Source organism: Paenibacillus aestuarii (genome assembly GCF_027789125.1).
Taxonomy (GTDB): Bacteria; Bacillota; Bacilli; order Paenibacillales; family NBRC-103111; genus Paenibacillus_E; species Paenibacillus_E aestuarii.
The window spans coordinates 76,816-90,523 of the sequence record NZ_JAQFVF010000020.1 but is presented as its reverse complement, the minus strand read 5'-3'; the positions used below and the strand labels follow the sequence as shown (position 1 = coordinate 90,523).

General features: G+C 45.7%; 20 protein-coding genes and 2 pseudogenes. 9 read left to right on the top strand and 13 right to left on the bottom strand.

What is annotated here, in order from left to right:
• Positions 1–237: 237 nt before the first annotated feature.
• Entirely contained in the window at positions 238–714 is a 477-nt protein-coding gene (locus O9139_RS06070) for a hypothetical protein (RefSeq protein ID WP_270878563.1), read from the top strand.
• Positions 711–1,217 carry a hypothetical protein gene (locus tag O9139_RS06065; RefSeq protein ID WP_270878562.1) on the top strand — a complete coding sequence of 169 codons (507 nt, stop codon included), beginning with the start codon at positions 711–713 and terminating at the stop codon, positions 1,215–1,217. The genes O9139_RS06070 and O9139_RS06065 overlap by 4 nt, the downstream gene beginning before the upstream one ends.
• Positions 1,218–1,299: 82 nt before the next feature.
• Here the strand turns inward: O9139_RS06065 and O9139_RS06060 are convergent, their stop codons facing one another.
• Entirely contained in the window at positions 1,300–2,199 is a 900-nt protein-coding gene (locus O9139_RS06060) for an SDR family oxidoreductase (protein WP_333742464.1), read from the bottom strand.
• A 464-nt stretch (positions 2,200–2,663) separates the two neighbouring features.
• On the opposite strand from O9139_RS06060, the gene O9139_RS06055 reads away from it, so the two are divergent.
• Both O9139_RS06055 and O9139_RS06050 read left to right on the top strand, forming a co-directional pair.
• Positions 2,664–2,789: a hypothetical protein gene (locus O9139_RS06055; protein WP_270878560.1), complete on the top strand. Its 126-nt coding sequence runs from the start codon at positions 2,664–2,666 to the stop codon at positions 2,787–2,789.
• Between the two features lie 483 nt (positions 2,790–3,272).
• A complete protein-coding gene (locus tag O9139_RS06050) occupies positions 3,273–3,611 on the top strand; it encodes a hypothetical protein (RefSeq protein ID WP_270878559.1) in 339 nt (112 codons plus the stop codon).
• 48 nt (positions 3,612–3,659) lie between these two features.
• On the opposite strand, the gene O9139_RS06045 is transcribed toward O9139_RS06050, so the two are convergent.
• Both O9139_RS06045 and O9139_RS06040 read right to left on the bottom strand, forming a co-directional pair.
• Positions 3,660–4,118 carry a hypothetical protein gene (locus tag O9139_RS06045; RefSeq protein ID WP_270878558.1) on the bottom strand — a complete coding sequence of 153 codons (459 nt, stop codon included), beginning with the start codon at positions 4,116–4,118 and terminating at the stop codon, positions 3,660–3,662.
• Positions 4,096–4,908 (bottom strand): hypothetical protein, encoded by an 813-nt coding sequence (locus O9139_RS06040; RefSeq protein ID WP_270878557.1) that lies wholly within the window; start codon positions 4,906–4,908, stop codon positions 4,096–4,098. The genes O9139_RS06045 and O9139_RS06040 overlap by 23 nt, the downstream gene beginning before the upstream one ends.
• A 658-nt stretch (positions 4,909–5,566) precedes the next feature.
• Between O9139_RS06040 and O9139_RS06035 the strand changes: the two genes are divergently transcribed.
• Both O9139_RS06035 and O9139_RS06030 read left to right on the top strand, forming a co-directional pair.
• Positions 5,567–5,905, top strand: coding sequence for an SH3 domain-containing protein (locus O9139_RS06035; RefSeq protein ID WP_270878556.1), 339 nt, complete (start codon positions 5,567–5,569; stop codon positions 5,903–5,905).
• A 43-nt stretch (positions 5,906–5,948) separates the two neighbouring features.
• On the top strand, positions 5,949–6,032 hold the full coding sequence (locus O9139_RS06030) for a hypothetical protein (protein WP_270878662.1): 84 nt from the start codon (positions 5,949–5,951) through the stop codon (positions 6,030–6,032).
• A gap of 49 nt (positions 6,033–6,081) precedes the next feature.
• Here the strand turns inward: O9139_RS06030 and O9139_RS06025 are convergent, their stop codons facing one another.
• Together O9139_RS06025 and O9139_RS06020 are read right to left on the bottom strand one after the other, a co-directional pair.
• Positions 6,082–6,912 carry a potassium transporter TrkG gene (locus O9139_RS06025; RefSeq protein WP_270878555.1) on the bottom strand — a complete coding sequence of 277 codons (831 nt, stop codon included), beginning with the start codon at positions 6,910–6,912 and terminating at the stop codon, positions 6,082–6,084.
• Positions 6,875–7,081: a hypothetical protein gene (locus tag O9139_RS06020; RefSeq protein ID WP_270878554.1), complete on the bottom strand. Its 207-nt coding sequence runs from the start codon at positions 7,079–7,081 to the stop codon at positions 6,875–6,877. The genes O9139_RS06025 and O9139_RS06020 overlap by 38 nt, the downstream gene beginning before the upstream one ends.
• Before the next feature lie 137 nt (positions 7,082–7,218).
• Here O9139_RS06020 and O9139_RS06015 point away from each other — a divergent pair, with 137 nt between their 5' ends.
• Complete coding sequence (locus tag O9139_RS06015) at positions 7,219–9,132, top strand: APC family permease (protein ID WP_270878553.1); 1,914 nt, start codon at positions 7,219–7,221, stop codon at positions 9,130–9,132.
• Positions 9,133–9,441: 309 nt separating this feature from the next.
• Here O9139_RS06015 and O9139_RS33295 read toward each other — a convergent pair.
• The 4 genes and pseudogenes from O9139_RS33295 to O9139_RS06000 form a co-directional block, all read right to left on the bottom strand.
• Positions 9,442–9,498: pseudogene (locus tag O9139_RS33295) on the bottom strand (excalibur calcium-binding domain-containing protein); the annotation flags it as partial.
• Positions 9,499–9,594: pseudogene (locus O9139_RS33290) on the bottom strand (excalibur calcium-binding domain-containing protein); the annotation flags it as partial.
• Positions 9,595–9,599: 5 nt separating this feature from the next.
• Positions 9,600–9,749, bottom strand: coding sequence for a hypothetical protein (locus O9139_RS06005; protein ID WP_270878552.1), 150 nt, complete (start codon positions 9,747–9,749; stop codon positions 9,600–9,602).
• A 113-nt stretch (positions 9,750–9,862) separates the two neighbouring features.
• Complete coding sequence (locus O9139_RS06000) at positions 9,863–10,009, bottom strand: hypothetical protein (RefSeq protein WP_270878551.1); 147 nt, start codon at positions 10,007–10,009, stop codon at positions 9,863–9,865.
• A 175-nt stretch (positions 10,010–10,184) separates the two neighbouring features.
• Between O9139_RS06000 and O9139_RS05995 the strand changes: the two genes are divergently transcribed.
• Positions 10,185–10,325: a hypothetical protein gene (locus tag O9139_RS05995; protein WP_270878550.1), complete on the top strand. Its 141-nt coding sequence runs from the start codon at positions 10,185–10,187 to the stop codon at positions 10,323–10,325.
• A 69-nt stretch (positions 10,326–10,394) separates the two neighbouring features.
• Here the strand turns inward: O9139_RS05995 and O9139_RS05990 are convergent, their stop codons facing one another.
• Positions 10,395–10,802, bottom strand: coding sequence for a hypothetical protein (locus O9139_RS05990; RefSeq protein WP_270878549.1), 408 nt, complete (start codon positions 10,800–10,802; stop codon positions 10,395–10,397).
• A 166-nt stretch (positions 10,803–10,968) separates the two neighbouring features.
• On the opposite strand from O9139_RS05990, the gene O9139_RS05985 reads away from it, so the two are divergent.
• A complete protein-coding gene (locus O9139_RS05985; protein WP_270878548.1) occupies positions 10,969–11,433 on the top strand; it encodes a hypothetical protein in 465 nt (154 codons plus the stop codon).
• Positions 11,434–11,468: 35 nt separating this feature from the next.
• Here the strand turns inward: O9139_RS05985 and O9139_RS05980 are convergent, their stop codons facing one another.
• The 3 genes from O9139_RS05980 to O9139_RS05970 form a co-directional block, all read right to left on the bottom strand.
• Complete coding sequence (locus O9139_RS05980; protein WP_270878547.1) at positions 11,469–11,837, bottom strand: hypothetical protein; 369 nt, start codon at positions 11,835–11,837, stop codon at positions 11,469–11,471.
• Positions 11,838–11,939: 102 nt separating this feature from the next.
• Positions 11,940–13,217, bottom strand: a complete 1,278-nt coding sequence (locus O9139_RS05975; protein WP_270878546.1) for an MFS transporter — start codon at positions 13,215–13,217, stop codon at positions 11,940–11,942.
• Between the two features lie 66 nt (positions 13,218–13,283).
• Complete coding sequence (locus tag O9139_RS05970; RefSeq protein WP_270878545.1) at positions 13,284–13,706, bottom strand: MarR family winged helix-turn-helix transcriptional regulator; 423 nt, start codon at positions 13,704–13,706, stop codon at positions 13,284–13,286.
• Positions 13,707–13,708 lie beyond the last annotated feature (2 nt).

The following is a 13,708-nucleotide window of genomic DNA, read 5'->3' as shown; positions in this document are numbered from 1 at the left end:
CTTACGTTTCCCCATAAGCTCTTCGTCCGGTTTCTCCTCTCCCATGAGGCGATCGCGCAAGCGGTCGCCGTTTTAATTTGTCTTCGATTACTTTTAAATAGAAGGTTTCAGACTAGGTCACCATTTGGTCCCGCAATTTCCGAAGACTAATTCAGAGGAAATGCCGTTGGGAAATATGATAAGGAACTGGAAATCAGCAAACAATAAAAACATAAGATTCCTATGGAGGGCGCTCCTATGTTTTTTTTATTGTATTGCTTCGTTAGTGTTTTCCTATTTGTTTACTTTATGAAATATCGAAAAAAACGTCTGCATTCCTTAGAGATTTTTTTCCACTGGTGCTTAGCTTCTTTGCTGATTCAGAACCGGTCAGCTCTTTTTATGATGAATATGAAAACAGTCTTGATACCGCAATCAGCAGCGCATGCATGTTCCAATCTGCTCATACGCCTAGTGCTGTATCCATTAGTTACCCTGCTTTGTCTAGATGAAACTGCCGCCGCTGAATCCAAAATAAAAAAAACATGGGCGATCATCAAATATTCGGCAATTTTGCTTGGCTTAGAATGGGTTTCCGATTGGGTAGGCGTTTTTAAACACACGAAACCGTATTTATTAGGATCAGGTGTATTTTGGATAGGTTATTTGATTTTGATGACGATGATCATGATGATTTTTCGCAGAAAATTTTATAAAGGATACCATCAACCATGAATTTTCATATCGATTGGAACGAATGGTTCGTTGTTATTTGCTCGGTTATAGCGATGACCATGTTTTTTCGGATACGGAAGCACTTTAACGCTATCACCATCGTCATCATTTGGATTTTTAATGTCGTATATGTCGCCACTTTAGATTATGCATTAGCTGTAACACCATTTCAGCTTTATTACTGCGGCGATAATGAAACTTACGAGCCGATTACTGCATTCGCTCATATTTTTATGTATCCTCCATTTTCTTTTTTGTTTCTGTATCTTTATGATAAATGGAATCTACGCAACAAAAAGAATCGAAAGCGTCTTGTGTTCTTTTTTATTGGAGCAGCTGTGTTTTCCGTTTTCTTTGAATGGCTGAACGTTCTGAACGGTTTTTTGGTATATACCGGCTGGAAGTTATATGGTTCATTCCCGATGTATGTGTTTTCCGCCTTGATTTTATTGAAGCTTTACCATTTCATTGAACGTAATTCCCCTATGCAAAAGAAAGCATAAAAAGCCCCGGAAACTTTATTCCGTGGCTTTTCTGTGCACCAAAAACTAACTTCGTTTGCTTTGCACGCTTTCAGGAGAGTAATCACAAGCCCATATACTCCCCACCGTTCACATGAATCGTCTGACCGATTACGAAACGGGATTCTTCCGATGCTAAGTATAAATAGATAGGAGCGATCTCGTAAGGCTCTGCCGTTCTTTTGATCGGTCCCGGATTATTTATAGACCCATAAAACATGTAAAATTCAGGCGGAAATGATGAAGGGATAAGAGGCGTCCATGTTCGGCCAGGGGCTACGGCATTGACCCGGATGCCCCGGTCGGCAAGAGAGACCGCCAATGAACGGGTTAGTGCGCTAATAGCACCCTTGGAAGCGGAGTAACTAGCCATTGCCTGATAGCCTTTGTCCGCAGCGAGGGAACTCGTATTGATGATTACACTGCCCGGCTGTAAATAAGGAACTAACGATTTCGTAAAATAAAAACAGGAGAATACGTTCGTTTGGAATATCCGCAACAGCTGCTCAGAAGATAGGTTATTCATATCCTCTTCATAAATCAGTTCAGCCGCGTTATTGATTAAGATATCAACCCGTTCGAACCTGGACAAGGTGATCTCTACGACCTCTCTGCAAAACTTTTCATCACCGATATCCCCTGCAATCGTCAAGCAAGAGCGGCCTAATTGCCGGATTCTCTCCTGCGTCTCCGCGGCATCAGCATGTTCATTGAGGTATACTACAACGATATCTGCGCCTTCTCGAGCAAATAAATAGGCGACCGCCCGACCGATTCCACTATCCCCCCCGGTAATAATCGCTACCTTATTCTGCAGCTTTCCCGATCCAGCTTTTCCCGGCAGCTCCGAAACGGGCCTGGGTACCATCAAAAATTCCAACCCAGGCTGTCCAGGCTGGTATTGGGGAGGAAACTCGACCGGGATTTCTTCGCATTTCGTCACTCGAGGGTCATGGGGATGCAATGGGTTTCCCTCCATTTCGGCGTTAACTATTATCAAAATATTCTTGAGGCCCAAATTGGTGAAAGACCAAATTATTCTTAGTAAAACCTATCCGTGAAATCGTTACATTGACGGAATAAACATGTACTTCTTCACCCATATTAAGGGTAGACCTTCTGGTGATCCAGCTGTTTGGACGCTAAGGAAAAAAGAGTAGCCTGTGATTTGGGCTGCATACAGGAGCTTAAAGATGATGAATATGAAATCACTAAAAACAGTTCGTTTCATTACTTGTTCAATAAGTATCATGACGGCCATTTCTTTCCCTGTTTACTATGCGATGAAAGGAAGATAAACACCTGATCCCGATTTGGGATCAGACACACAATCATCATCAAATCCTTACGTAGGTTTAAGGTTAATTTAAGATTACACGTCTACACTTCTTAAAGTGGACAATCACACCATCAAAGGGGGAACTGACCATGGACCTTGATCTGTTGTTAACAGAAATTCTGAATGCGCAGGAAGATTGGCATGTAACCGCGACGGACACCGCATTTATTATTGAGCCAGCCTTGGCGGATATTGATTCGGACCGTGAAGAATAATAATTCAGTAAACAAACAGCCCTCAAGAACCTATTAAAAGGTCAATGAGGGCTTTATGTTTTTCCAATATCCACAGTGCAGTGCCAGGACATCGACAAAGGATCTGTCGCGGTAACAATAGCCAGTAATCCTGGCTAAAACTGGCGCAGCAAAAACACATTTTAAACAAACTTTCTTAACAATTATTCATTAGAATGCTATAGCAGATAGAACAAAAAACAAAACATCTACGAGGTGCACATTATGGGATTGTTGTATACACTAATGGAAGAAATTAAAACTTCCGATTATATAAAACTGCGAACGACACAAGTTGGCAGCACAAAAGTTTTAGAGAAAAGATGCCCGCATTGTAACGAATGGCGACCTTTGAATTACTACCACAATGACAAAAAAAATGTCAGTGACCATAAATCGAATTGCGCTTTATGCCGCAGCCAGAAAGTCGATATCAAATCATAGACCTATAAGGAGAGTTGTTCGATGTTATCTCATTATAAAACTTCTAAACCGGATGAATCCAAATATATAAGAGTAAAGGGAAATGTCTACATTGCCAAAGATGATCCGGATTTCGTCAAAAAATTTATAAGTGAGCATGCCCGCTGGCCAAAGTTTTTTGACATGCAGGTCGATTCTGTGCCTGAGCTTGTTGAACCCGCTCCCCTGGAGTTTAATCTAGAGCCGGAATGGTTCGAAGATGAAGCCAAGCCTTCGTGGAGCTTGAAAAAGAAATTTGTTATTATTGGCTTGCTGGGATCCATTTTGATAGGTTCTATTTTAGGTTTAACCTATGCGATTATACATCCATTTTCTCTGTAGAAAAATTTAAAGGGGATTGCGGAGTCTTTGCAACTTTTGTGCCGCTACTTACTTCGTTCTAGCGAGTCCAAGCGCTTTGTGATCCCATAAAATATCCTCTACAACGTCCGTTTGGTGATCATCGCATGTGACAACAAGGATGACGTCCCCTTTTTTGCCTTTTCGAATCTCCGATTCGTTCTTATGGCGTTTGAACAAATAAATGATCCAGTTGATGAGCACCCCGATCACGAAGCCAAATCCCGCGCCAATAAGTCCCCAAATCACAGGTCCCCATTCCCACACAAACCCTTTGCTCGCGCCTATCGTGGCGAAGACAAACGCTAAAATCATGCCTTTATCAATAAATGACAGCCCATCAGCACGATGGATGCTGTCTAACAGTCTGGGCTCTTTTTTACGGAGATCCAGCGGAACAGCATAAATTTGCTTGACGCCCTTTCCTTCAAGCTCAGTGATGGCAATTTCGAGCAGCGATGAGTACTCAAATGTCGCGAAGATTTGCATGTAATTCCACCTCTTTTCCGAGTGTAATCACCGTACCGGGCGGCTGATATTTTTGGATGAGAAAATTTTTTTGATTATTATCAAACAATTTATTATTTTCCACAGTGTTCGTATACGCATCATAAATGATAAAGAAATACAGGGATGGAAAGTAGAGCAGCCACTGCATATTCAGCACGCCCGAAGATTCCTTCACTTTCCCCAAGATGAGGAGATGTATGGCAAGAATTAGATTTGAATAACTCACGATGAAGATGGTGCTCACTAAAATGAAACTAGCCAAAATGATGCGATGCAAGTACAATTGACCCAGACTCGGTACCCCTAACGACCAGATAAACGAAAGCCATGGCTTTCGTTTATCCAGATAGTTAATCTCTAGAGAGCTGATGCTAAACTCGTTATAAGGGCTGTTTTCCCTTTCGGCTAAGACATATATTTTGTTCAAATCCACGGCTGTCCGGTAACTGTCCCATATCGCGAACAAATAGACAGGAATGTAGAGGGACATGAACCTGGGATCGATCACATCTTTGGCCGCCTGAAATTGCCCGTTTAACGTATTGACGATAGCCAAATTGAGATGAATTTGCTGATTAATGAAAATTTCCCATAAGATCAAGGCGTATCCACGGAAATATTTGCTCAGAAGCAGATGTCCGAAGCCAGGAAAGGCCATCGACCAAGCGGCGATGGTCAAAGGATTCCTTTTATGGAGCTGCGTCGTTCCTAACCAGCTGACATGCGCTTTATACCGCTTACTCAGAAATTGATTTCTGAAATTATCCACTTCTTTCACCTCGGTATCACTATTTCCAATAAAGTGCAATTTTCATTCAAAAAAATATGCCATCATACGCGACAACAGATCGTCCAGATTTCGTTCTATGACTTCTATGAGGCCCATAGAAAGCAAATATAGCCCTCTCCAGCCAAATTAAGGCGGTGAGGGCTTTCAATGGCACAACGTATTGCGTAGCGATCTCATTTTGCATGGGGATTCTATCAAATCTGCTTGTTATTTATATAAATTTTCTCGAAGTTCTAGTTGGATAAAAGTGGAGTGGTCACATCATCATTTAGTAAAACTTTTGTAACATTTATTCATTAGAATGCATTACAGACAGAACAATACAACAACAACTACGAGGTGGACATCATGGCATTGCTGTATAAACTGATGGAAGAAATTAGAAACTCCAATGCGGATTATATCAAACTGAGAGCGACTCAGATTGGCGGCACGAAGGTTTTAGAGAAACGCTGCACACAATGTAGGGAGTGGAGGCCGCTCAATTACTATCACGATCATAGCAAAATTGCTCACGACGATTCCAACTGCGCTCTATGCCGGTTTCATCTAGTAGCTATTAAATAAAACATTAGGAGCCGAATTCATTCAAAAAGCAAACTATTTGTTTCGTTGGCGCCGTATTTGCGGTCTCTCCATGCTATTATCCCAAGCTGTTCCTGCATCAGCTGCTGCCATAGCAACAGCTACAGTGAATAAGTCGGTCAATTTTCGTGCCGACGCCAACACGAGCGCCAAAGTATATGGACTGATTAGTGCAGGCACCGTCCTTCCGATACAATCAGCGAACAACTATTGGGTATTAGTCGACTATAACGGAAAGACTGGCTATGTTTCACGCAGCTACGTGACAATTCAGGGCGACACGGCTGCACCCGAGCCTGTTCCAACACCTGCACCGGCAGCAGCCCCAACACCAGCACCTGCCCCGAATCCAACAACGTCAACGGATGTAGGTTCCAAAATCGTCAATTAATCACGTCGGCATCTATGCGGGGAACGGCCAGTTCATCAACAATTTGCCTAACCAAGGTGTCGTCATCTCGGATATGAACAGTTCTTACTGGACAAGCCATTACTTGACGGCACGACGTATGCAATAGAATGATTGAAGCCCCATGGATCTATAGTATCCACGGGGCTTTCGCATCTTTACCCTGTCATAATCCGTTCAACGGGATAATGGTAGTTGACATCCTCTTGATTGCCTCGCAGAAAGAAGAAGCAAGTCGTTAATCCGATTCTTCCTAGGAACATGAGCACCATGAGCAAGCATTGCGAGAATATGCCAATGTCCGGCGTAATGCCTGTGGATAAGCCAACCGTCCCAAATGCCGAGCATACTTCGAGAATGATGGCGATCAGCGGCAGCCCTTGGTTGCACATGCTTATAGCAACGATGGATATGACGCACAGCATCGTGGCAAGCAGTGTGATCGCCAGCGATTTCAGAATATCATCCGGATGCAGCTCGCGGCGAAAGATTTTAATGGAGCGGTAGCCTCTGGCGTATTGATACATAAACAGCAGATTGATGGCAAACGTCGTCGTCCGAATGCCTCCGCCCACAGAGTTGGGAGATCCGCCAATAAACATAAAGATACTCATTAGGAGCAGCGTCGGAATCGCTAGATGGTTAATATCCAATGTCGTGAGTCCCGCACTTCTGGTGGTCGCAGTCTGGAACAGGGCATAGAAAAAGCGTTCATGCCAGGACATGCCTTGCAAATACCGCTCATTCTCAAACAGCAGCATTAGGATTGTGCCGATTACAAGCAGCAACCCATAGGTAATTGTCGTGATTTTGGTAAATAGCGAAAATCGAAACGTATGGACCGTCCTCATTCGCAGATGGGAGAGAAACGCTTTTCCTTCTATTAATACAGGAAAACCGATCGCGCCAAAAATGATAAGCACGATGGTGAGCAACTGCACAAAGTAATCGTTAGCGTACGGGATTAAGGACTGCCCGGTTATGTCCATACCGGCGTTCGTCGTTGCACTGACCGAGGCGAATAAGCCTTGAAGGAAAGCCTCTTGCCAAGTCGTATAGGACGGATAAGACCATCGCCAAAAAATAATACCCCGTAATCACTTGAGCCGGTGAACGCTGCTCGATCCAAGTCCATAATGCGCTCCGTTTGGAAAGCATGCTCCCCCTCCTAAAGCCATTTGCGCTGCAAGATGTAAGTGCAAGATGTTTACTTCCATTGTCCCCTTATATTCGCATCAAATTCCCTTCCAAAGAAAACAATAGATGGTATCCGCTGCGAAAGGAGCCCCACATCCATGCATCATCTTCATGTGTTTTGGCTAGAAATTGTGTTTATTTTGCTCGCTGTAGTTGCCATCGGGTATTCGTTTTCGAACTTTACCAATGTAAAAAGAATCTTCATCGGTCGGCCTTTACGGACCAAAGAGCTTCATGCGCAGCATACCAAACTCTTCTGGCTGATTGCCCTACCCATTTTATCAGCGGACCTTTATTCGTCTGTTGCATATGGTCCTGAAGCGGGCATGACCGAGCTTGCCGGTTTAGGCGCTTCTGCGAAATGGTTCATTTTGCCCATCACCGTCTCAACGATCCTATTGCTGGCGATTCTCATCGTCTCTTACATCATGGGAGTCATCGCCTACCCGAGCGGCGGCGGCGCTTATGCCATTGCCAAAGATAATTTCAAGAAGCCCTTCCCTTCTTTATTAGCTTCCAGCTCCTTGCTGGTCGACTATGTCCTTACCGTGGCCGTCTCTGTCTCAGCAGCGGTAGAAGCGGTTTCCTCCGCCTATCCCGTGGTGGCGCCATTTGAAACGATCATCGCCATTGTCTGCGTTTGCTTGCTGGTGGTGATTAATTTACGTGGCATTGCGGAATCGGCGAAAGTATTTGCCTGGCCGACATTCGTCTTTATGGGATGCATGCTTTTATTGATCGCCGCCGGCTTTCTCTTTGAATTCCGTCATGGCTTTACGCAAGCGAGCACGCCTCCTATCGGAACCGTACCGCAAGGGCTGTCGACGCTGCTCATTTTAAAAGCATTCAGTTCCGCCTGCTCAGCTTTAACGGGGATCGAAACGATCTCCAATGCCGTGCCTGTCTTTCGTGAACCGCAGCAAAAAAGCGCCATCAAGACGTATATCGCCCTTGGCGTTATCACAGCCATTACTTTATTTGGCTTTGCTTATCATCTCTACATCCAAGGGATTACGCCGGACCCCCATAATACGATGTTATCTCAATTAGCCGAAGTCTATTATGGGCATGGTTTGCTGTACCAAATCCTCATTTGGTCAACGTTTATCGTCTTAATATTAGCTGCGAACTCGACATTTACCGGTTTTTCCCAACTGGCTGCAATCGTTGCCGCTGACGGTTTCTTGCCGCGGGCGCTGACGAATCGAGGAGATCGATTAGGCTACTCGAACGGTATCTTCGTATTAGCCGGGTTAGCGATCCTGCTGATTATCGCGTTCCGCGCTCATACGAACGCGCTCATCCCGCTGTATGCGATTGGCGTATTTCTTTCATTCACCGTAGCGCAGATCGGACTGTTGCGCCGCTGGCGCAGAGTGAAGGGTACCAAGTGGCGTGTAAAATTCGTAATCAACCTGATCGGTTCGATCATCACCGCGTTAGTTGCCGTCATTTTTGCCTTTACCAAATTCGTTGACGGCGCGTGGGTTGTCTTAATCGTGCTGCCTTTGATTATTGTTTTATCGCTCATGATTAAGCGGCATTATACGCAAGTAGCCTCTGAATTAAAGATAGACCCCAAGGAAACGCGTCCTGTCGCCCATCGCATCATTACGATTGTTCTCATTTCCGGCGTTCATCGGGTAGTCAACAACACGATGTCTTTTGCGAAAAGTTTCAGTAATGAAACAATCGCCGTCTACGTCGGTTTCGACGATGAATCCATTGATAAGATGGAGCAAAAATGGGAGGATTGGGGAAACCCGTGCCGCTTGGTTGTCCTCCGCAGCTCCTATCGCTCTATTCTCGAACCCATAACACGTTTCATTCAAACGTTAGAGAAATGGGAAGGCGGGGCGCCTGACCATATTCACCTTGTGGTCCCGCAGTTTATTCCCAAAAAGTGGTGGCACAATATTTTGCATAACCAGAACGCGCTGCTGCTTCGCGCTTGGTTTTTTCGAAATAAAAATGTCATTATTACAACCGTGCCCTACCGACTTACAAAATAACAAAAAACCGGCATCCGGCCCTACAGGATGTCGGTTCTTTTACATAAAAAAAAGGACCCCTAAGGGTCCTCTCGACGGAGAATAGATTTGTTGGTACTTGAGCTTGATCCTTACTCGGCTCGGTCTCTACCTCATCACATTATTGCAGTACAGGACTACATTAATGACTCTTTGGCACATCTCCTCGCTTCTATATGGAATCAACGACATCTTCCCTGGTGTAATTGTCTACGACACGACACCTCTCTGTTTCTCCGTCGATATATAGCATGTCCGTTTTTCAAAATAATATGTAAAAGAATTGTAAATTCATTCGCAGACCACGCCGTCATGGTCTCCGTCTAACCTACTGCTGTATCCGGGGTCTCAACGATGCAGCGGTGCCTTCCCTGCAGCCCGTACGGCCGCGCAGTTCGGATAGCTGAAGGTTGTTTCGCTCGTCGCATCTTTGGCGGGCGAGGTATCCTTTACCACTTCCGGATGATACCCGTCAGCTTTGGCATGGGTTCATCCGCTTGTTTCATGCAGCCGCTGAGTAGGACGCCAATGGCCACGACGGATGCAGCGCCTAGAAGCAGCTTATTTTTAGTTGTTGAATACCATGCTTGTTTGGCCATGGAAACACCTGCCTGAAACGAATTAAGCATATATTTTAACATAAAAGAAATGGCTTTCATAGCCGTATACAGCCAAAAAGCCCGAGATCGCCTCGAGCGGTTTGGGGCACGCCTTATTCCTGATCGATCAACCAATAGGCTTCCATGTTGGTATCAAACACAACGATCCGTCCAGCACGATCGAAATCCATATCATTGATTTCCGAATGATGCAACCATTTCTCAATCCCAGATTCCATATGCTTAACCCGATATTCCATCCTGTTCACCTCAACCCAACAAAATCCACGAACCCTCCAACGTTGGAGGAATAAACATGATCTTCTTCAAACATACTAATCGTACATCGAAGTGAATCTGTTGCCTATTGGATGTTGAAGGAAAAAGGAACATGCGCCTTTTTTCAAATATATGAAGCAAAGGAAGTGCGAATCAATGGAAAATCAAAAAAACAGCGCCAACTATCAGCCCGACATTACGAATTACGATTATGTTTGGGGAAGCGACCAGAGCGAGTATGTGAAAGAAAATTCGACTTCCATGGAGTCGGATGAAGAGCAAATGGAAATGGAATAGGAAGCCGCAAGCACTCCTTTTGAAATGAAGGAGTGTTTTTTCATAAAAAAAGAACCCCTAAGGGTCCCCCTACATATTATTCGTCGATCCGCTATCGCCGCTGCCACTGGTTCCGCTATCGAAACCGCCGCTTGAACCGCCGCCATAGCTTCCGCCGTTATCACTCCAACTGCTCGTTCCACCGCTATCGCCGCTTACGTGATCATAGCCGCCACCATTATTGCTATCGTAACTGCTGCTGTTATCCGAACCGCTATCAGGCATATAACCAGACGAACTGTCCATCATCTGCTCATGATGTTGAAGATGCTGCTGATGTTGAAGATGATGTTGGTGCTGCATGTTGGAATTTGAATGGGAATTGGAAAAATTCGTTGACTTGGCACCGCCCGTTCCTGAAGCCTGTTTGATCAAAGACAAAAAAATGCCCGCAATCACAAAGACAAAAAAAACACCGAAAATCTCCACAGCTCTCACCCCACTCTCCCTAACACAATAACCATCCATAAATAAGTAAATATTACCATAAATTTGTTAGTTGTTGGATATGAAAAGCGGAAAATTTATGGCAATTTATTCAACTTTTCATAAAAAGCTCGTTTTTTATCCATGCTATGGAAAATCGGAGTAAGGTGAGGTCGTTATGGTCCTATCGCTATTTCTATCCATAAGCTGGATCCTCGGAGGAATTACCATCGCGCTCAAAGACAAATTCCCCCGCCAACAATTTGCCTTTACTTGGTTAGTCGCCAATTTCATCAATACGAACTTATTCTATTTATTAGGCGAGGGCGCTCACCTTTTTGAACTGTCGAGAAACCCTCTCTATTATGTGTCCTTCTCATTGATTCAAAGCGTGATCATCCCGATTTTTATCGCCATCATGATCAATCTGCGGCCAATTGCCCAATCCGCATCGGCGCGAGCGGCCTTACATGTCGGATCGATCCTGTTTCTGGTCGGCATCGAGGCGCTGACGGTTTCACTGACCATCATTAGTTACAGTGGAATCATGAAGTTTATTTATTTTGTCAGTTACAAGCTGATCCTGTTCTACTTCCTAATCTTCGCCCTCAGCTTATTCAGAAGGATGTGCAAGCCGACTTGAAATCACCAATGCCATTTGTGGAAAAAGCGTTCGATTTAAACGATTGGTTTGTGCTCGGCAGTATCGCCGTTACCTACACCATCGTCGCCATGATGCCCAAACGTTTTAGCAAAGCTCAAACCGCATTGATTTTTTTGTTCAGCCCAACAGTCTCCGCCATGCTCGACAACTCGATAGGGGGCCATATCTTTGACCTCTACGACATCATGGATGGCCCCGCCTATACCGTGATGGATTTTGTCGTTTACTTTTTGTACGCCCTGTTTGGATATTTCTTCCTTTACTTTTATGAACGTTGGCAGCTTCACGGATTGAAGACCGTTGGCTTCATCTTTAGCTGGTCGATTGTTGCTATCGGGTTTGAATCCCTTTGTTGGATCTGCGGTGTATTTCACTATAAACATGGTTATGGCATCCCATATTCGTTCTGTGTGTATCTATGTTCGCAGACGGCTACCGTCATCTTCTATCACTTTATTGCCGCTCGGTCCGGGACATCCCCATCCTTACACTAGCGCTGCCTGGGACTCCTTCTTGCGCTTGACAATCCGCATCGCCATCAAAGAGGCAATCAAACAAATCAGCCCTGCACTGAAAAACGTAGTCGAGTAGGTTCCCGTCCATTCCCGCATAACACCAGCGAGAAAAGCAGCGGCAGATGCGCCGACCTGGTGTGCGACAACGACCCAGCCGAACACCATGCTGGCCTTCTCTTTCCCGAACTCTTGGGTCGCCAGCTTCACCGTCGGCGGCACTGTCGCGATCCAATCGAGTCCGTAGAACACGGAGAAGATGAACAGGGAGGATTGCCCGCCGTCAAGGGCGTATGGCAGGAACATTAAGGAAAGGCCGCGCAGCCCATAATACCAGAACAGCAGTTTGCGGGAATCAAACCGATCTGTCAACCAACCGGATAATGTCGTGCCGACCAGATCGAACATTCCCATCAAAGCGAGCAGTCCGGCAGCCATCACTTCCGGAATGCCATGGTCGCCGCAAGCCGGGATGAGGTGCGTGCCGATCAATCCATTGGTCGAGAAGCCGCAAAAGAAGAACGTGCCGGCGAGCAGCCAAAACGTTTTGTTCGTCATCGCCTGACGCAAAGTCGTCAGCGGCGTGAGAACAATGCTTCCTTGAAAGGGCGCCGGCTTCACGACTTCATCCGTCCCGTAAGCGGCGACGCCTTTCTCGTACGGATGATTTCGCATCCAGATGGCCACAATCACCATCACAAGAGCTATCACGCCGACAGCTGTATAGACGGCATTCCGCCAACCGTCCTCGACGGTGATGTGCGCCAGCAAGGGCAGGAACAGCAGCTGCCCTGTAGCAGCGCTGGCGGTGAGCATGCCGACAACGAGGCCTTTGCGCTGCACGAACCAGCGATTCGCAACCGTGACGCCGAGGACGTTGGCCATCATCCCGGTTGCCAGCCCGGAGACAAGGCCCCATAGCAGCTCATACTGCCAAAGATGTGTCATAAGCGGCGTCAGCGCCATGCTCACTGCCAAAACGGCAAGCGAGATAACCATCGTACGGCGAATGCCGCACTTGGATAGAATCGCGGCTGAGAATGGACCCACCAGTCCATACAGGAAGATGCCGACGGAGATTACGCCTGAGATGGAGCTGCGGTCCCAACCGAACTCTTTTTCGAAGGGAACCATCAAAATACTTGGCATGGAACGGATCCCAGCAGATACGAGCAGCGTAATAAAAGCGATAAGGACGACAATCCAGCCGTAATGCCATGAGGACGAGGCCGATTTAACTTGAGTTTCCAATGGTCTCACTCCAATTCTCTTTTTAATTTTAGTTGTACATACAAAATATATAGTAAAAATAATAGACTACTTCTCCAACTCCCCACTTGTTGCCTCCAGGCTTTGAGAAAGCTGTCTCGACTGCTCAACACCAAGAACCTCCTGATATCTTCGCTCAAAATTTTTCGAAGACTGGACAATCATGTCGTTCAACTGCTGGCCCTTCTCCGTTGGATAGACGAGCACCGTCTTCCCCTGCACCTTGCGCTGAGCTAGCTGTTTGACTTCCAGCTTATCGATGAATCGGGTTAACGTAGATGGCGCGATATATAACTTCTCAGCCAGCTCCTTCTGAGAAATCCCAGGCTCGGCATTTATAATTCGAATAATGAAGCCATACATCGGCGTCAATCCGGTTCCGGCGAATTCCTCTTCTGCGATGCGGGTTATGACTCGGCTAAGCCGGTTGACGTTAAAATAAAGACATTTTTTGAGGAATTCATGCTCCATCC